At 42.3% G+C, this 18963-nt stretch carries 17 protein-coding genes; 8 read left to right on the top strand and 9 right to left on the bottom strand.

The genetic code is table 11. The features are described from left to right. Positions 1–41: 41 nt before the first annotated feature. Genes BLQ87_RS02030 through BLQ87_RS02015 form a run of 4 tightly spaced genes read right to left on the bottom strand, consistent with a single transcriptional unit; the run spans position 42 to position 4781 of the window. On the bottom strand, positions 42–770 hold the full coding sequence (locus BLQ87_RS02030; RefSeq protein WP_074604463.1) for a (Fe-S)-binding protein: 729 nt from the start codon (positions 768–770) through the stop codon (positions 42–44). 35 nt (positions 771–805) lie between these two features. After that, a complete protein-coding gene (locus BLQ87_RS02025) occupies positions 806–2110 on the bottom strand; it encodes an MFS transporter (protein WP_074604462.1) in 1305 nt (434 codons plus the stop codon). 45 nt (positions 2111–2155) lie between these two features. Further along, the gene (locus BLQ87_RS02020) at positions 2156–2866 is read right to left on the bottom strand and encodes a head GIN domain-containing protein (protein ID WP_074604906.1); all 711 of its coding nucleotides are present in this window, start codon (positions 2864–2866) and stop codon (positions 2156–2158) included. 22 nt (positions 2867–2888) lie between these two features. Then, complete coding sequence (locus tag BLQ87_RS02015; protein ID WP_074604905.1) at positions 2889–4781, bottom strand: RecQ family ATP-dependent DNA helicase; 1893 nt, start codon at positions 4779–4781, stop codon at positions 2889–2891. A gap of 76 nt (positions 4782–4857) precedes the next feature. On the opposite strand from BLQ87_RS02015, the gene BLQ87_RS02010 reads away from it, so the two are divergent. Continuing rightward, a complete protein-coding gene (locus BLQ87_RS02010) occupies positions 4858–8112 on the top strand; it encodes an amidohydrolase family protein (protein ID WP_074604461.1) in 3255 nt (1084 codons plus the stop codon). A 373-nt stretch (positions 8113–8485) separates the two neighbouring features. Here BLQ87_RS02010 and BLQ87_RS02005 read toward each other — a convergent pair whose 3' ends face one another. Continuing rightward, the gene (locus BLQ87_RS02005) at positions 8486–9106 is read right to left on the bottom strand and encodes a hypothetical protein (RefSeq protein ID WP_074604460.1); all 621 of its coding nucleotides are present in this window, start codon (positions 9104–9106) and stop codon (positions 8486–8488) included. 26 nt (positions 9107–9132) lie between these two features. Beyond that, positions 9133–10362, bottom strand: a complete 1230-nt coding sequence (locus BLQ87_RS02000; protein ID WP_245723776.1) for a BaiN/RdsA family NAD(P)/FAD-dependent oxidoreductase — start codon at positions 10360–10362, stop codon at positions 9133–9135. 17 nt (positions 10363–10379) lie between these two features. Here BLQ87_RS02000 and BLQ87_RS01995 point away from each other — a divergent pair, with 17 nt between their 5' ends. Next, positions 10380–11519, top strand: coding sequence for a 5-(carboxyamino)imidazole ribonucleotide synthase (locus BLQ87_RS01995; protein ID WP_074604459.1), 1140 nt, complete (start codon positions 10380–10382; stop codon positions 11517–11519). Beyond that, a complete protein-coding gene (purE, locus tag BLQ87_RS01990; protein ID WP_073229193.1) occupies positions 11519–12010 on the top strand; it encodes a 5-(carboxyamino)imidazole ribonucleotide mutase in 492 nt (163 codons plus the stop codon). The genes BLQ87_RS01995 and purE overlap by 1 nt, the downstream gene beginning before the upstream one ends. Here the strand turns inward: purE and BLQ87_RS01985 are convergent. Beyond that, complete coding sequence (locus tag BLQ87_RS01985; RefSeq protein ID WP_074604458.1) at positions 12007–12570, bottom strand: YqgE/AlgH family protein; 564 nt, start codon at positions 12568–12570, stop codon at positions 12007–12009. The two genes, purE and BLQ87_RS01985, sit on opposite strands and share 4 nt — an antisense overlap. A 49-nt stretch (positions 12571–12619) precedes the next feature. Here BLQ87_RS01985 and pdxH point away from each other — a divergent pair, with 49 nt between their 5' ends. Genes pdxH through BLQ87_RS01965 form a run of 4 tightly spaced genes read left to right on the top strand, consistent with a single transcriptional unit; the run spans position 12620 to position 16807 of the window. Next, positions 12620–13270 carry a pyridoxamine 5'-phosphate oxidase gene (pdxH, locus tag BLQ87_RS01980; protein WP_074604457.1) on the top strand — a complete coding sequence of 217 codons (651 nt, stop codon included), beginning with the start codon at positions 12620–12622 and terminating at the stop codon, positions 13268–13270. A gap of 26 nt (positions 13271–13296) precedes the next feature. Then, positions 13297–14187 carry a 3-hydroxybutyryl-CoA dehydrogenase gene (locus tag BLQ87_RS01975; RefSeq protein ID WP_074604456.1) on the top strand — a complete coding sequence of 297 codons (891 nt, stop codon included), beginning with the start codon at positions 13297–13299 and terminating at the stop codon, positions 14185–14187. Positions 14188–14222: 35 nt separating this feature from the next. After that, positions 14223–15245: a Holliday junction branch migration DNA helicase RuvB gene (gene ruvB / locus BLQ87_RS01970; RefSeq protein ID WP_074604455.1), complete on the top strand. Its 1023-nt coding sequence runs from the start codon at positions 14223–14225 to the stop codon at positions 15243–15245. A gap of 53 nt (positions 15246–15298) precedes the next feature. Beyond that, on the top strand, positions 15299–16807 hold the full coding sequence (locus tag BLQ87_RS01965) for a bifunctional GNAT family N-acetyltransferase/carbon-nitrogen hydrolase family protein (RefSeq protein WP_074604454.1): 1509 nt from the start codon (positions 15299–15301) through the stop codon (positions 16805–16807). Between the two features lie 67 nt (positions 16808–16874). Here the strand turns inward: BLQ87_RS01965 and BLQ87_RS01960 are convergent, their stop codons facing one another. Then, a complete protein-coding gene (locus tag BLQ87_RS01960) occupies positions 16875–17087 on the bottom strand; it encodes a hypothetical protein (protein ID WP_074604453.1) in 213 nt (70 codons plus the stop codon). Positions 17088–17168: 81 nt separating this feature from the next. Here BLQ87_RS01960 and queG point away from each other — a divergent pair, with 81 nt between their 5' ends. Continuing rightward, entirely contained in the window at positions 17169–18110 is a 942-nt protein-coding gene (gene queG / locus BLQ87_RS01955) for a tRNA epoxyqueuosine(34) reductase QueG (RefSeq protein ID WP_074604452.1), read from the top strand. Between the two features lie 69 nt (positions 18111–18179). Here queG and BLQ87_RS01950 read toward each other — a convergent pair whose 3' ends face one another. After that, positions 18180–18743 carry a TlpA family protein disulfide reductase gene (locus BLQ87_RS01950; RefSeq protein ID WP_074604903.1) on the bottom strand — a complete coding sequence of 188 codons (564 nt, stop codon included), beginning with the start codon at positions 18741–18743 and terminating at the stop codon, positions 18180–18182. Positions 18744–18963 lie beyond the last annotated feature (220 nt).

Below are 18963 nucleotides of genomic sequence, written 5' to 3'. Positions count from 1 at the left end.
CGACATAAATTCCAGCCCTAAAAACAGGGTATGGAACGAGGTTAATAGTCTAACCATCCGTTCGCTAAAACATCGGCTAAATGCATTGTTTTTAGAGGAATATTATTTTTATCGATATATCCCTGTAAATGCATCAGACAGGAAAGATCAGTCGAAATCACATATTCCGCTCCCTGTTCCAGCGCATTGTTTACCTTTTGCTCCGCCATAGCAGAAGAAATCGCATCGAATTTCACAGAAAACGTACCACCAAAACCGCAGCACATATCGGTATCTTTCATTTCTACCATTTCCAGGCCATGAACCTTAGACAACAATAGCCTGGGCTCTTCTTTGATCTTACATTCCCTCAGTCCGCTGCAGGAATCATGATAAACTGCTTTTCCTTCCAGCTCTGCGCCGAAATAATCCCGTTTCAGTACATTGACCAGAAAATCTGAAAGTTCAAATATGTTGGATTGTATGTTTCTGCATTTATTATGAACAATCGTATTGGTAAACAAATCACTGAAACCATTCTTTACCATCCCCACACAGGAAGCCGAAGGCGCTACAATATAATCTGTCTCTGAAAAATCGCTCAGGAACTTTGTGCCGGTTTCTTTCGCCTGTTCCCAGTATCCTGCGTTATAAGCCGGCTGCCCGCAACAAGTCTGGGCAGAATTATAAAACACCTCACAACCCGCTTTCTCTAATAGCTTTATCGTATTAAATGCTGTTTCAGGATATAACTGATCAACAAAGCAAGGAACAAATAATTCTATCTTCATGTGTATCTATTGGTCTTATTAAAAATGTATGATGGTTAACCTTTAACCATTTTTGGTGCTACTTTCCTAAGCAGTAGCAAAAATATCAATCCTAAAACAAAAAACGAGGCCAATGCAAGCACAGAATTCCGCATGTTTCCTGTTTGTTCCTCAATATAAGCAAAACTAAAAAGTCCGATCACTACCGCCAGTTTTTCTGTTACATCATAAAAACTGAAAAATGAAGCCGTATCGGGTGTATGCTCAGGAATAAATTTGGAATAAGTAGACCTGGATAAAGATTGGATCCCTCCCATAATCAGGCCAACTACTGCGGCCAACCCATAAAACTCATATTCATTGGTAATGAAATAAGCAGCAATACAGGTCATCACCCAAATGCCAACCACCAGGATCAGCACGCTCACATTCCCGATCTTTTTTGCCAGTTTAGACATCCAGATTGCGCCCAGAATAGCGACTAGCTGTATAATCAGGATCACTGCAATTAATTTAGAGGTGCCCAGGTGTAAAGTTTTCTCTCCAAATCCGGCAGCCGCCAGCATCACCGTCTGCACCCCCATAGAATAAAAGAAAAAGGCAATCAGAAAGCGCTTCATCACTTTCATACTTTTCAGTTGTCGCCATACCTTCGCCAGCTCCCCGAAACCGCTGTGCACTACATTTTTGTTAATTGCCGTATAATTAGGACTACCTGCAGGTAATCTGTTAAAAGAAATCTGTGCAAAACCAATCCACCAGATCCCGACCAAAAGAAAAGACATCCTTGCCGGTAATGAGCCATCAGTGATGCCAAAAAGTTCAGGTTTCAGGACAAAAATAAAACAAATGAGCTGCAACAAGACACTGCCGATATAGCCATAGGCATAACCTTGAGCGCTAACCCGGTCCTGTTGATCTTTTGTTGCAATCTCGGGCAGGTAAGAATTGTTGAACAATACCCCGCCGATATAACCCATTGCAGCAATGATGAAACAAATAATTCCGAGTTCCAGGGTGTCCAGTTTAAAGAAGAACAGCCCCATACAGGCAATACCGCCAATATAGGTGAAGATCTTCATGAATATTTTCTTATTCCCTCTGTAATCCGCTGTGGCCGATAGAATGGGCAACAGGATCACCATCATCAAATAAGCCAGGGAAAGCGCATAATTCGATAAAGCTGTATTTGTAAACTTAAGCCCAAAGAAAGTCACCTGATCCCCATGAGCCGCCGTCGTGGTGATAATCGTATAATAAGCAGGAAAAATAGTTGAGGTGATGACTAAATTATAAGAAGAATTTGCCCAGTCAAAGAAGGCCCATGACTGGATAACTTTCTTGTCGTTTTTTTGTTCCATGTATTAAATAAGGCGACTAAAATAGCTAAAAAACGGCAATTACGGCTAATTTACTTTCTCCAGCTTAGCTGCTCCTGATTTTTTCTCCTCCACATTCTTTGGATTTCCTTTATAATAAATTTCACTCGATCCCGAGGTCTTCACTTTTAAATCATTCAACACATTGATGTTGGCTTTTCCTGTTCCATCAACAGTAATATCATAGATACCGGCCACAAAATCAAAGGCTTCTACTTTAGAGGTTCCGCTTGTTTTTAACACATGGGTTCCCGTTTGGCCAGTCAATGTCAGTTTACCCACACCATCAATTTTTGTGGTTACCTTACTCGCGCTGATGTTTAGTTTCACATCAGAACTACCACTCAGGTCCATTTTCAGGTCTTTCACGTAGACTGGCCCTTCACCAATCACCCGTACCATTCCACTGGTATTGAGTTCGGTCAGCTCGCCAATCCCTGCATAAACCACAACAGAATCTGTTCCGCAATAGCTGCCATCTTCCAGTTTAAGTTCCAGTTCAGATCCGCTTACTCTCGACCTGATATGGCTCATCACATTTGAATCCGCCTGAATCTTCACATTATAGGTACTGTCCTGTGTCAAAACCAACTTAATTGTTCCGCTCACTTTGATTTTATCATAGCTTTTCAGCTCCACCACTTTACTCGTCTGAATTCCGGAATCTTTCACACATTCAGCAGTACATCCTGCCAATAAAACAGGGATAGCGAGCACAATAAGGTTTAATTTCTTCATAGGTATATTGATTTGTTGCAATTTAAAGATAATAGTTTTTACCGTCAGTTTTAATTTTTCCGGCATCCAGCAATTCGCGGATCCTTTCCAGCTTTTGATTTTCGCTGCCGGATTTAACACCTGTTACCAGGTCTTCGATTGTTTGTGTCTGCGTTTGCAAGAGCTTCATCAGCTCAAAATCGATGCGGTCTGACAACTGGTCGAGATCATCTTCTTTCTTTTCCGCCAGGCAAACATCACAAACGCCACATTTGTCGGCATTAGGCTCATCGAAATACCTCAATAGCTGGACATTCCGGCATTCGGCGTTCTCCGTATAAGCCAGGACTGCATTGATCTGGTCCAATTGAATCTTTTTCCTCAGTTTGATGTATTTTACATCGATATCCATGTGGACAAAATCAACCCTTGGACGGATATATTGCAATTGTGGCTGATCAGACTGTGGCAAATAGGACAACAATCCCTGTTCTTCCAGGTTACTGATCATTTTCTTTGCCGTACTAAAAGACAATCCTACTTTTTTAGCGATTTCATTTTCCTCAATTTTCACATATTGATCAAATGCCCCGCCATAAGACCTTAAAATTGCCTTGATCAATGGATCATATCCTGCATTTTCAATTTGAAAACGGTACACGTCTTCATGCGAAGCAGTGAACAATACCCGGGAAGGTAAAAAGATGTTTTCCGACAAAGTCAAATAGCCATCATGTTCTAAAAACTTCAGGGCAGCCATTGTTTTGATGACCCCAACATTAAACCTCTTGCAAAAATCGGCCAGGTCAAAATTAAAGGTAAGCCCTTCTCCCGCGCCAAAGGCCAGCTGAAAATAATTGCCGAGGTAATGGTATGTTTTTTTAATGTCCTCTACCGTTGGAAAATGATCTGCGTACTTGGCCTTTAAAGCCATCTGATCGGACTTATTGGCCAGCAGTACCGCATAGGCCTTTTGTTCATCCCTTCCGGCACGACCTGCTTCCTGATAATATGCTTCCAGGCTTTCCGGTAAATCCAGGTGCACTACAAAACGGACATCCGCTTTATCGATCCCCATTCCGAAGGCATTGGTAGCCACCATCACCCTGATCTTATTCTTTTTCCAGTCTTCCTGCTTCCGGAAACGTTCATCTCTTGGTATTCCCGCATGATAGAAATCCGCAGCAATCTGGTTTCTCATCAGGAAAGAAGCCACTTCTGCCGTCTCTCTCCTATTGCGAACGTAAACCAATCCTGTCCCTTTCACATTCCTGACAATATCAATCAGTTTTTTATACTTATCTTCTTTATCCAGCACGACATAGCTCAGGTTCTTACGTTCAAAACTCTGAACAAATACTTTAGGCGTGGTAAATTTTAATTTTTCGATGATATCTGCACGTACAAACTGAGTTGCAGTGGCAGTAAGTGCCAACACCGGCACTTTAGGATGAATCTCTCTGATTTCGGCAATCTGCTGATAAGGAGGTCTGAAATCATATCCCCATTGGGAAATACAATGCGCTTCATCCACCGCAATCAGGTTTACGTTCATATAGGAAATCCGAACCCGCACAATTTCGGATAATAATCGTTCCGGCGACAAGTATAAAAACTTTATTTTCCCATAAATGCAGTTGTCGAGCAGGATGTCGATTTCTCTTTTTCCCATCCCTGCATAAATTGCGACGGCCTCAATTCCTTTCGCTTTCAGATTTTCGACCTGATCTTTCATTAGGGCAATCAGCGGGGAAATGACAATACATATTCCTTCCTTTACCAATGCAGGTATCTGGAAACAAAGGGATTTCCCTCCTCCCGTGGGCAACAATGCCAGGGTATCATGGCCATTTAAAACGGAACTGATAATGTCTGACTGTAATGGTCTGAAAGAATCAAATCCCCAGTATCTTTTTAGTATCTCTGCTTCACTCATAAAAAGGTTACTCATCAAAACTATAAAAATGAACTGATATTATTAAATTGCGGGCTAATTTATACGACACACCGCTATGAAGAAATCTTTACTTCCCCTATTTTTTCTATTCATTTTTCAATCCGCATTTTCTCAGGAAAAGAGTTCCCAGGAAAAGAAGTGGGATATTGAAAAATACCAGGGTCCTACAAAAAATTTCAGTATAGATACTGATGAAGGGACCTGGATGAACCTCGATGTAAGCGGGGATGGTAAAGATATCGTTTTTGATTTGCTTGGCGATATTTACAGCATGCCCATTACAGGTGGATCGGCGGTGTTACTCAGCGGAGGCATAGCCTGGGACATTCAGCCCCGTTTCAGCCCGAATGGCAAATACATTTCTTATACCAGTGATAAGAATGGTGCAGACAACATCTGGATCATGAACCGCGATGGTTCCAATAAAAGACAGGTGACTAAAGAAACCTTCCGCTTACTAAATAATGCGACCTGGATGCCAAATAGTGAATACCTGGTCGCCAGAAAACACTTTACCGGTTCACGTTCCCTTGGTGCAGGAGAAATGTGGATGTATAGCATTTATGGTGGTGAAGGCGTACAGCTGACCAAGAGAAAAAATGACCAGCAGGATGCCGGAGAGCCCAATATCAGTCCTAATGGCAGGTATCTTTATTTTAGTGAAGACATGGCACCGGGCCCAAATTTCGAATACAGTAAAGACCCAAACGGATTGATCTATGCCATTCGTCAGCTGGACATGACCACAGGAAAGCTGAGCAACCTGATTGCACAGCAAGGTGGTGCCGCCAGACCGCAAATATCTCCCGATGGTAAAATGATGGCCTATGTAAAACGTGTCCGCTTAAAATCGGTGATGTATATTCAAAATTTGCGCACCGGCGAGGAATGGCCGATATATGAAGACCTTTCTCACGATCAACAGGAAACCTGGGCTATCTTTGGTGTGTATCCGAACTATGCCTGGACGCCAGACGGCAAAGGACTTGTGTTCTATGCAAAAGGAAAAATCAAAAAAATAGACCTCGCCACACTGACAGCAAACGACATCCCTTTCCGGGTAAACAGCAGTCAGACTGTTCAACAAGCCCTGCATTTCCCTCATAATGTCTACAGCAATGAGTTCGATGTAAAAATGATCCGTCAGCTGACCACCTCTGCGGATGGCAAAATGGTCGTTTTTAATGCAGCCGGATTTTTATACAAAAAAGAACTGCCCAATGGAACTCCGGAAAGGGTAAGCAATGGGATCGACTTTGAATTTGAACCTAAAATCAGCAATGATGGAAAATATGTAATTTATACCACCTGGAATGATGAACTAAAAGGAGCAATTAAAAGAACAGACCTGAAATCAGGAAAAACCATTAGCCTAACTGACGAAAAAGGGTTCTACTACTCCCCTTCTTACTCTAATAAAGGTGATAAGATTATTTTCAGAAAAGGCATCGGAAACGATGTGCTCGGTTATGCCTATGGCAGAGGAACAGGAATCTTTATCATGCCAGCCAATGGCGGTGCAAAAACCCTGGTTTCTGACAACGGTATTAAACCACAATTCAATACCGACGATACCCGCATTTATTTCCAGGGAAATGAAGGCGGAAAAAGAGCATTTAAGAGTGTAGACCTGAATGGCGGGAATGAAAGAACACATTATACCTCTACTTATGTGACTCAGTTTACACCAAGTCCTGATGGCAAATGGATGGCTTTTACCGAATTATTTAATGTATACATCACCCCAATGGTAACCGTTGGAACTCCCCTGGAACTGTCTTCTACCAACAAATCAATCCCTTTAACCAGGGTGACTGCCGATGGGGGGACTTATATCCACTGGAGCAATGACAGTCAGAAGTTATTCTGGACCTTGGGAGAACAATACTTTAGCAGAGAGATCAGCAGCGCTTTTAACTTCACAGATTCAGGAAACCAGTCTGTTAGAAAACCTGATACTGCAGGTCTTTCCATCGGACTAAAACTTAAAAGCGATGCTCCTACCGGATTACTTGCTTTAAAAGGAGCAAGAATAGTCACCATGAAAGGCGATGAGGTAATCGAAGAAGGTACAATTCTGATCGAGAATAATAAAATCATTGCCATCGGAAAAGCCGCAGAAATGACCATTCCGGATCAGGCCAGGGTAATTGACGTGACCGGAAAAACCATTATGCCGGGGATCATAGACGTACACGCACATTTAAGAACCAGCCCGGATGGGATTTCACCACAACAGGACTGGTCGTACATGGCTAACCTCGCCTTTGGGGTAACTACCTCACATGACCCATCTTCCAATACGGAAATGGTGTTTAGTCAGGCTGAAATGTTAAAAGCAGGAAGAATGGTAGGTCCGCGTTTATATTCTACCGGTTCCATCTTATACGGTGCAGACGGAGATTTTAAAGTGGTCATCAATAGCCTTGATGATGCCCTTTCTCACCTCAAAAGATTAAAAGCAGTAGGTGCATTTTCTGTAAAATCATATAATCAGCCGAGAAGAGAGCAGCGTCAGCAGATCCTCGAAGCAGCCAGACAATTAAAAATGGAAGTCGTACCGGAAGGTGGATCTACCTTTTTCACGAATATGAATATGGTGGCCGACGGACATACCGGAATTGAACACAGTATTCCTATGGCACCGGTCTATAAAGATGTAACCTCTTTCTGGAACAATACCAGTGTAGCCTATACGCCGACCTTAATTGTAAGTTACGGTAGCCAGTGGGGAGAAAACTACTGGTATGACCGTACCAATGTATGGGAAAATGAAAGGCTGATGGCCTTTACCCCACGTGCCATTATTGATGCCCGTGCCAGAAGAAGAACAACTTCAGAATATGGAGATTACGGACATATTGAAGTGGCAAAAGCCGTTAGACAAATTGCGGACGGCGGAACAAAAGTAAACCTTGGTGCCCATGGACAGATTCAGGGATTAGGCGCACATTGGGAATTGTGGATGCTGGTACAAGGAGGAATGACTCCTTTACAGGCGATCCGTAGTGCCACCTTAAACGGTGCTGCTTACCTTGGCATGGACAAAGAAATCGGTTCATTGGAAACGGGTAAACTAGCCGACCTTATTGTGATGGATGCGAATCCTTTAAATGACATCAGAAATTCTGAAAAAATTAAATATGTAGTCATCAATGGCAGAATCTATGATAGCCTTTCTATGAATGAAATTGGCAGTCGTGAAAAGCTACGTGGCAAGCTCTGGTTTGAAATGGGTAAAGGGATGATTTATAGCTTCCCAACAGGAATCGCAGAAACCTGGACGTATACCATTCCTAATTGTGATTAACCTGACCTGACTGTATTACTTTAAAAAAAAGAGCATATTCTTCAAAGACTGAAATCTTTTGCACGCTGAAGGGCGGCAAAATCTTTCTATGTCTTTTTCAGAACATGCTCTTTTTTTTAGAAATACTGCAAGGAATATTGCTCAAGCACTAGCGAAACCTCGACCCGTCCAGACATAAACGCTCCTTTTTTCGCTTTAATCCTATTTTTAGGCATCATGCGATGGTGCGATACTAGTTTTAAATAAAAATGTCCATTTGCTTTGAAGACATTCGAATATTTGCCCTTCAGCAAAGATTCGGGGATGAAAAGGAGATGGACATTTTTATTTATTACCTTTTTGGAGCAGAAATATTTTCAGGCACCCTGACTGATCAATACAGGTCATTTGAATAAGGCACAAAGTCCTGCAATTTTGGAAGGGGACGGACTTTAATGATTTCCCTGTTCTTCGTTGTTTTTTGCTCAGGGTCATCATATTCTTCTGTTCCGAGGTAAACGCCGGTAGACAAGTTAAAGTCTGCAAAACTTACGCCCAGAGGATTCATAGTCCTATAACTGTACCCGATCAATTCAAAATTCCCATTTTGATATCGGAATTTATGCATGAAGTATCCTCTGATCAACTGACATTGCAGCTCAATTACTCCTCTTTTGATGGTTACTTTAGAAAAACCATATCCATCCCGGTATCCATCTTTTCCGTTAGGAGACTGCTCGTTAATCGCTTTGTCAGTCTGGATGTTTAGGTGGTATCCTCCACCCTTTTTGGCAAAGTATATTTCCAGGCGATAAGGAGAGGTATCTGCAATAGTATCTTGAGTAACGACCACAGAATCTGCCAGCAAATCTCTATTCAGATCTCCTTTAGCCATCGAAACTACTACATTAAAATTCTCCTGTGCACTAAGCCGGGTAGAAGAAACCATTAAAAGAATCGGAGTAATCACCAAAAACAGACAAACAATCCTGATCAATTTGGTATGGCTATTCATTGTCGTTATTCCTTTTCTTTAATGTACTAAATATTTTGAGCGATCACATAACCGTTTGCCCAGGCCCATTGAAAATTATATCCGCCAAGCCATCCCGTTACATCAACGCATTCTCCGCCAAAAAACAAGCCTGGAATACTTTTACATTCCAGCGTTTTTGAGGAGAGTTCATTCGTATCAATTCCACCGCGCATCACTTCCGCTTTATCGTAACCTTTATCCCCTGCAGGTTTTACTTTAAACAGGTGGATGGTTTTCTGAATCAATTCCAGTTCAGTTTTTGTTAGCGAGGCGACCTGCTTTTCAATTGGTAGAAATTTCGCCATGGCATCGGTAAATTTCTTAGGATAAATCCGGTTAAACAAGGTCGATAACATCAGTTTGCCATTCGCCTTGCGTTCTTCTTCGATTAGTTCCAGTATGTTTTGTCTGGGCAGCAAATCAATATTAATCTCCTCTCCTCTTTTCCAGTAGGAAGAAATTTGCAGGATCGCAGGTCCGCTCAGGCCCCAGTGGGTAAATAAGATGTTCTCCTCGAAAGAGATTCTGTCGTTGCTTACTTCACAGAAAACCGAATTTCCTGACAGCTGTGCATACCAGTCTTCATCTTTTCCGGTGATCGTTAAAGGAACCAGTGCCGGTGCTGTTTCAATGATCTTCAGGTCGTGTTTTCTGGCAAAGCGCAAGGCAAAATCTGTAGCGCCCATTTTAGGGATTGGCAATCCACCGGTGGTAATCACTAACTTCGGTGCTTTTAAGCTGCGCGATTTATTTCCTCTATCAAAGCGAACCTCAAAGCCGGCCGCTGTTTGTTCTATTTCACTGACCTGCGCATCACAAATGATCTGCTGACCAAAGTCCTCACAGATATTGGTAAATGCCGCTACGATGTCTTTTGCATTCTTTCCATCAGGAAAAAGTTGTCCCAGTGTTTTCTCTTTTCCTGAGATTCCGTAAGTTTCAAAAAAGCTGATTGTATCTTCTACCGTCCATTGGGTAAATGCAGATTTAGAAAAGTGTTTGTTGTTGGAAATGAACTGTTCATCAGTCGCAAACAGATTGGTATAGTTACATCTGCCCCCACCGGAAATCAGAATTTTTGCTCCCGGTTTATCGCTTTTTTCCAACAATATTACCCTTTTTCCTAAATAGCCCGCTTGAACCGCACACATCAAACCGCAAGCTCCGGCGCCAATAATTATAGCATCTACATCCATCAATCCGTTTATATTGTTATTTTTGTGCAAAATAAGCATAACTTTTTCATATCGATATGGCAAAACAAATAAGTGATTTAAAATTAGGCATATTAGGTGGCGGACAATTGGGCAGGATGTTGATACAAGAGGCCATCAATTATAATTTAACCACTTTAATTTTAGATCCGGATACAGACGCTCCATGTAAACACCTCGCAAACTACTTTGAATGTGGTTCTATCACTGATTTCGACACCGTATATAACTTCGGCAAAAAAGCAGACATCATTACTATTGAAATAGAAAAGGTCAACATTGAAGCGTTGGAACAACTGGAAAAAGAAGGCAAACAGGTTTATCCGCAATCCAGGGTGATCCGTTTGATTCAGGACAAAGGTGTTCAGAAACAATTTTTTAAAGAAAACAACATTCCTACTGCGCCATTTCAACTGGTAAATACCAAAGAAGACATGCGCAACAGTCCTTTTCCATTTCCTTACATGCTGAAACAGCGTAAAGATGGTTATGACGGTAAAGGGGTAATGAAAATAAATAACCTGGCGGAGATCGAAAATGCTTTTGATGCCCCATGTTTAATCGAACAACTGGTAGATTTCGAGAAAGAAGTAGCTGTAATTGTTTCCAGAAACCCTAACGGAGATGTGAAAACATTCCCAATGGTGGAGATGGAGTTCAATGCAGAAGCAAATCTCGTAGAATTCCTGATTTCGCCTTCTACTTACCCTGCTGCAATCCAGCAGAAAGCGGAAACCATTGCTAAAAACATTGCTTCCTCCCTAAACATCACCGGATTGCTGGCGGTAGAGATGTTCATCACTAAAAACGGAGATATCCTGGTGAATGAGCTTGCTCCACGCCCGCATAATAGCGGACACCATACCATCGAAGGAAACTATGTTTCTCAGTTTGACCAGCATTTACGTGCGATTTTCAACCTTCCATTAGGTGATACCCGTACGATCAACAATGCCGTGATGATCAATCTTCTTGGAGAAAAGAACCACAATGGTGTGGCGAAATACCAGGGATTAGAAAAGATCATGGCCATTGAAGGGGTATACGTACACCTTTATGGTAAAAAATACACCAAGCCTTTCCGCAAGATGGGACACATCACCATTGTAGACCAAAACCGCGAGAAAGCAATTGAAAAAGCCAATTACATCAAAAATACACTAAAAGTTATTTCCTAATGAGCATACAAGTAGGCATTATTATGGGCAGCAAGTCTGACCTTCCTATCATGAAAGACGCAGCCGATATCCTAAAAGAATTCGATATCCAATTTGAAATGACCGTTGTGTCTGCTCACCGGACTCCGGAAAGAATGTTTGAATATGCAAAAAATGCAGCATCAAGAGGGTTAAAAGTGATCATCGCCGGTGCAGGTGGTGCAGCACATTTACCTGGAATGGTGGCTTCAATCACTACCTTACCTGTGATTGGTGTTCCTGTAAAATCATCCAACTCTATTGATGGATGGGATTCTATCTTATCTATTCTTCAAATGCCAAATGGCATTCCTGTAGCTACTGTTGCCTTAAATGCAGCGAAAAATGCAGGCTTACTGGCCGCACAAATTCTTGCTACAGCAAGTCCTGAGCTTTCTGCAAAAATGCAGGCTTACAAAGATGATCTGAAGAAAAAGATTGAAGAAAGCGCGATAGATCTTGAAAATTATTAATTAAGATTAGGATCCAGCGGGAAATTACTCACATGGGCATATTTAGGCCCAAGATTGATGATCACTTCCTTCCAGAGTTCCTCTTCATTGTTAGAGAATACCACATCAGCCTGAAACTGATCGGACACAATCCAGGTATTCTCTTTCATTTCATTCTTTAGCTGTTGGCCCGACCAACCGGAATAGCCGATAAAGAACTTGATGTCGGCCGGCTTAATGCTATGGTTGTTGATCAAAACCTTTAAAGTCTCAAAATTACCACCCCAACATACCCCTTTGGCAATCTCCTCCCCATCTGTGATCAGGTCATGGCGTCTGTGGATAAAATGAATCGTATCTATCGCTACCGGACCACCCAGATAAACCGGAAAATCTTCGCCTGTAAAGTCAGGCACTAAATCATTGAGCAACAAAGTACTGCGTTGATTCAGGATAAAACCTACGGTTCCTTCCTCCTGATGCTCGGTAAGAAAAACTACAGAACGCTTAAAATTAGGATCCATTAAGAATGGTTCTGAAATTAATAATTTACCTGCGGATGGCTCTAATCGACTTAACATTTCGGAAATTTAGCGATAATATTAAATAAACTAAAACCTATTTTTGTACATGGAGCTGAATAAAGAAAATCTACAGAATTTAAGACAGGAATACCGCTCAGCAGAATTAGCCGAAACTGATGTGGAAAGTAATCCCATCCTGCAATTTAAAAAATGGTTTACCGAAGCCGTAGACGCACAAATCTTTGAACCCAATGTCATGACACTGGCCACGGCAAATTCCGATGGCAAGCCCTCGGCGCGCATCGTCCTGCTGAAAGGTTTTGATGAAGATGGTTTTGTATTCTTCACGAATTACGACAGTGATAAAGGAAAGGATCTGGCAGAAAACCCTCAGGCTTCACTCGTATTTTTCTGGGCTGAACTGGAAAGACAGGTTCGCATTGATGGTGTGGTAAGTAAAATTGATGCGGAAGCATCTACCGCCTATTTTCATTCCCGACCGGCAGGAAGCCAGATTGGTGCTTCGGCCTCGCCGCAAAGCAGCGTCATTCCAAACCGGGAATCCCTGGAAGAGAAAGTCGCACAGCTGAGTACGGAATATAAAGACAAAGAAATTCCACGTCCGCTTCATTGGGGAGGATACCTGGTAGAACCGACACATATTGAATTCTGGCAAGGCAGGCCAAGCAGGCTGCACGACCGTTTGAACTACCAGTTGGTGGATGGTTCATGGATTATCAATAGATTAGCACCGTAATAATTGATTACCATAAAAAAACTTAAATGAAGAACATCGCAGTGATTGGCTCAGGAACAATGGGCAATGGAATCGCACATACTTTTGCGCAATTTGGCTATCAGGTAAACTTAATTGATGTAAATAATGAAGCTTTGGAACGCGCCATCAGCACCATCGGGAAAAATCTGGACCGTCAGGTAGCTAAAGGCACGATTACTGAAGCTGATAAAGCGAATACCCTGAAAAACATAACTAATTTCACACAGATTGCAGAAGGCGTAGCCAATGCAGACCTGATTGTGGAAGCGGCAACGGAAAACCTGGAACTGAAGTTAAAGATCTTTAAAGACCTGGATACTTTTGCCAAACCAGAAGCCATCCTTGCCAGCAATACCTCCTCTATCTCGATCACTAAAATTGCTTCTGTAACCAACAGAGGAGATAAAGTGATTGGCATGCACTTCATGAATCCTGTTCCGGTAATGAAGCTGGTAGAGGTGATCAGAGGATACGCCACAAGTGATGAGACGACTGCTTTTGTGATGGATCTTTCTACTAAACTGAGCAAAGCTCCGGTAGAAGTAAATGATTACCCTGGTTTTGTGGCCAACAGAATTCTGATGCCGATGATCAATGAGGCCATCTATACTTTATATGAAAGCGTTGCAGGTGTGGAAGAGATCGATACCGTGATGAAACTGGGAATGGCACATCCGATGGGCCCGCTTCAACTGGCAGATTTCATTGGTCTGGATGTTTGTCTGGCCATCTTAAATGTGCTGCATGATGGATTCGGAAACCCTAAATATGCACCATGTCCTTTATTGGTCAATATGGTGACTGCCGGAAATAAAGGAGTGAAATCCGGAGAAGGATTTTACAACTATGCCAAGGGCATTAAGGAAGCTGTTGTAGCGTCCAAGTTTAGCAAATAATATCAATTACAAGCCTTTTATACTAACTTTACCCCATGAACGAAAATCTTGATCCCAATTCAGAAAGCTTAACTCCCTTTGAACGTGATATTGAAAAAGTATTGCGCCCGCAGGAATTTGATGACTTTACGGGACAGGAAAAGATCATGGAGAACCTGAAGATCTTTGTAAAGGCTGCAAAGTTACGCGGAGAACCTTTGGACCATGTTTTATTGCATGGTCCTCCGGGACTTGGCAAGACCACCCTCTCCTATATCATTGCCAATGAAATGGGTGTTGGGATTAAAGTCACCTCCGGACCGGTTTTAGACAAACCCGGAGACCTGGCCGGACTGCTGACCAATCTGGAACCGGGAGACATCTTATTTATTGATGAGATCCATCGCCTGAGCCCACTGGTCGAAGAATACCTGTATTCTGCAATGGAGGATTTCAAGATCGACATCATGCTGGAAAGCGGCCCGAATGCCCGTTCTGTACAAATCTCTCTAAACCCCTTCACCCTGGTTGGTGCAACCACCAGATCAGGATTGTTAACTGCACCATTAAGGGCAAGGTTTGGGATCAACTCCCGCCTGGCTTATTATGATGCAAAACTGTTAACTACCATTGTTTTAAGATCGTCAGATATCCTAAAAACTCCAATTACCGAAGAAGGTGCTTATGAAATTGCCCGCAGAAGCAGGGGAACTCCCCGTATCGCCAATGCGCTGTTGAGAAGAACACGTGACTTTGCACAGATCAAAGGAAACGGACAAATCGATACAGAGATCGCCAGATATGCTTTAAGAGCCCTGAATGTAGATGAGCATGGACTGGACGAAATGGACAACAAGATCCTGGTGACCATCATTGATAAATTCAAAGGAGGCCCTGTAGGGTTGAAAACCATTGCCACTGCTGTTGGTGAGGATGAAGGAACAATTGAAGAGGTTTATGAGCCATTCCTGATACAGGAAGGATTCCTGATGCGTACTTCACGCGGAAGGGAAGTGACCGAAGCTGCATATAAACACCTGCAAAAGAACTTCCCCGGACAAACAGGCAAACTATTTTAACCAATCTGCTCATTTAGGCATCATTTCTGTTCTTATTCGCTAAATTAACGGATATGAACATAGAAACAAGAAAACTCACCTTAGCGGATTACAATGATTTGAAAGAATCAATGCAACAGGCCTATGAGACCCTGGGCGGACAGATATGGAGCAAGAGCAGCATTGAAAGATTACTTAAATTATTTCCCGAAGGTCAGCTCTGCATTGCAGTAGACGATAAAGTGGTGGCTTGTTCCTTATCCATCATCGTAGACTATGATGAATATGGTGATAAACATACCTATAAAAATATTACCGGCGATTACTCCTTCTCTACACACGATTCTGAGGGGGATGTATTGTATGGGATAGAAATATTTGTAAGCCCTGAATTCAGGGGATTAAGGCTCGGCAGAAGGTTGTATGAGGCAAGAAAAGAGCTTTGTGAAAGCCTGAACCTGAAAAGCATCATTGCCGGAGGCAGAATCCCCCGTTACCATGAATACGCAGCAACCCTGACACCAAGACAATATATTGATAAGGTAAAAGCAAAGGAAATCTTCGACCCTACCCTGACCTTCCAGATTTCCAACGATTTTCACGTCAGAAAAGTACTTAAAAATTACCTGCCCGGAGATCATGAATCTAAGGACTATGCGACCCTGTTAGAATGGAATAACATTTACTACCAGGGCATAGATGCTTCGGCACGATCTGCAAAAACCATCAGAATTGGACTGGTACAATGGCAAATGCGGCTGTTCCCGGACATTGAAGCTTTTTATGAACAGGTGGAGTTCTTTGTAGACGCAGTGAGTGGATACAAATCAGATTTTATCATGTTCCCGGAGTTTTTTAACACGCCTTTATTACAACCCTATAATCACCTGCCGGAAATGGAGGCCATGCGTAAGCTGGCAGAGCTTACGGAAGAAATCGTGAGTAAAATACAGGAATATGCAGTCTCCTACAACGTAAATGTGATTTCGGGAAGTATGCCGATTATAGAGAACAACAAGCTCTACAACGCTACCTATCTATGTCATAGAAGCGGCAAAACGGAAGAATACCGGAAAATCCACATCACCCCTAACGAACAGAAATACTATGGAATGGTGGGTGGGGATAAGATCCAGGTCTTTGATACGGATTGCGGAAAGATCGGAATCCTGATCTGTTATGATGTAGAATTCCCTGAACTGAGTAGAATTTATGCCGATCAGGGCATGCAAATCCTGTTTGTTCCCTTCCTTACAGATACACAAAACGGTTACACCAGGGTCAGAAGATGCGCGCAGGCCAGAGCCATTGAAAACGAATGTTATGTAGCCATAGCAGGATGTGTGGGCAATTTACCGAAGGTGAACAACATGGACATACAGTTTGCACAATCGGCCGTATTTACTCCATCCGACTTTGCCTTTCCTACCAATGCCGTAAAAGCAGAGACCACACCAAATACAGAAATGATGCTGGTGGTCGATGTAGACCTGCACCTGTTGGATGAGCTCCACCATTTCGGAACCGTAAAGATCCTGAAAGATCGTCGTACAGATCTATATGAAGTGAGGTTACTCAAATAAAACGTTATCGGAATGCTTTTACCTTCTGGCAGCAGCATTCCGATATTTCCCATAATTATTCTTTTAATCAGGCATGTCTGAAAAACAGCCAGTAGATTAATAATGCGATAACCAATATTGGAATGATCCATTTCAATATCGGGCCGGCTCCATTCTTATCATATTCATTTACCGCCTGAGGTGAGGGACCGGGATTATCCTGATGTTTGGCATAATTCGTTTCTATTGGTACATGCGGTTTTAGTGGATCCTCTTTGTGTTGTGGATTGTTGTCTTCCATGATTTCCAATTTTTATTCCTTTATGTTAACAACATCCTATCTCCTAAAAGGTTTTCCCGCTAAATCTTATCTTTGTAGCCGATGTTGAACAATTCCGCGAAATATAGCAAGATGATTAAAGCCGAAGCCTTAAGGCTGGGCTTCATGCAATGCGGAATTGCCAAAGCAGGATTCCTGGAAGAAGAAGCGCCAAGATTAACCAAATGGCTGGAAAACAACCACCATGGGGAAATGGCTTATATGGAAAATCATTTCGACAAAAGGCTGGACCCAAGGTTATTGGTAGACGATTCAAAATCAGTCATCTCGCTTACCCTCAACTATTTTCCCGAAGAAAGACAGGCAGACCCTGATGCACCCAAAATATCGAAGTATGCTTATGGCACGGATTATCACCTCGTGATTAAGGATAAGCTCTTTCAACTCCTTAACTTTATTTCGGAAGAGATCGGCGAAGTCAGCGGACGTGCTTTTGTAGATTCTGCTCCGGTGATGGACCGGGCATGGGCAAAACGTGCAGGTATTGGCTGGATCGGTAAAAACAGTAACCTGATCAATAAAAAGAGCGGTTCCTTCTTTTTCCTGGCAGAGCTGATTATAGATCTTGACCTGGAATACGACAGCCCATTTGAGACGGACCATTGCGGAACCTGTACCAAATGTATTGACGCCTGCCCTACCGATGCGATCTTATCGCCCTTTATTATCGATGCTAAAAAATGTATTTCCTACCTGACCATAGAGCTGAGGGAAGAAATTCCGCAATCCTTTAATGATAAGATGGAAAACTGGATGTTTGGCTGCGATATTTGTCAGGATGTATGTCCCTGGAACCGTTTTTCAGTTCCCCATTCAGAACCTAAGTTTCAGCCCAATGAAAACTTGCTGCAAATGAAAAAGGAAGATTGGCTGGACATCACTGAAGATGTGTTTAAAGCCATATTTAAGAACTCTGCAGTGAAACGAACCAAGTTTAAGGGGCTGACCAGAAATATTGATTTCATCAAAACTGTACCTAAATAAAAAGGTGCCCAGGTTTTATCCGGAGCACCTTATATAGCTGATGAAGTTGACTTTTACGTCTTATCGATTTTACTTTAACAGCTTGTCAATAAATCCGGTGATCTCCGGATCACTGTAATCTGCAGCTCCTAAATGATGAAAGGCCAGTTTACCAGACTTATCCAATATTACCGTGGTTGGCATTGAACCTGCAAAATATTCCTTTGGGACTTCACTTTCCGGCAAATAAACCGGTAATGTATATCCCTTCTTTTTCATAAAACCGCTGGCTTGTTTATATTTTCCGTCTACATCAACCATGATAAAAACCACCTGCTCATTGTCTTTATATTTCGTATATAAATCCTGGATAGATGGCATTTCAGCGATACATGGAGGACACCAGGTTGCCCAGAAATTGATGAAAACAACTTTCCCTTTTAACTCCGCAAGGCTGATGGATTTTCCTTTGCCATCTGCAAAGGTAACCTGCTCACCACCGGGTACAGCCACTGCCATATTTGTTTCCGGCACTGAATCTTTTGGTATTGCAGGCGGCTGAATCAAACCTACTTCCATCAGCTTTTGAATCACCCAGCCTTTGGCACCAGGCTTAAATATAATGGTAAGTACAAACAGGATTGCTACTGCCATCCCGATGTTTGAAAATGTAAACCAGTTTTTTTTATTTGTATTGTTATGTTGATCTTTTATTGAGGTCATGGGGTATATTTATGAGATTATTACTGAATTCATTCGCCTCGCTAAACATTGGAGGACAACTAATTTTAGGAATAAAATCCTATAGGAGCAATAAACTGTGCCGCAGAAAAATAGACGTTTTTTGCCGGCGAAACCAGGAATATGGGATCGG

The organism is Pedobacter steynii (assembly GCF_900103665.1).
GTDB classification, from domain to species: Bacteria; Bacteroidota; Bacteroidia; order Sphingobacteriales; family Sphingobacteriaceae; genus Pedobacter; species Pedobacter steynii.
This window is presented reverse-complemented; position numbering and strand designations above follow the sequence as displayed.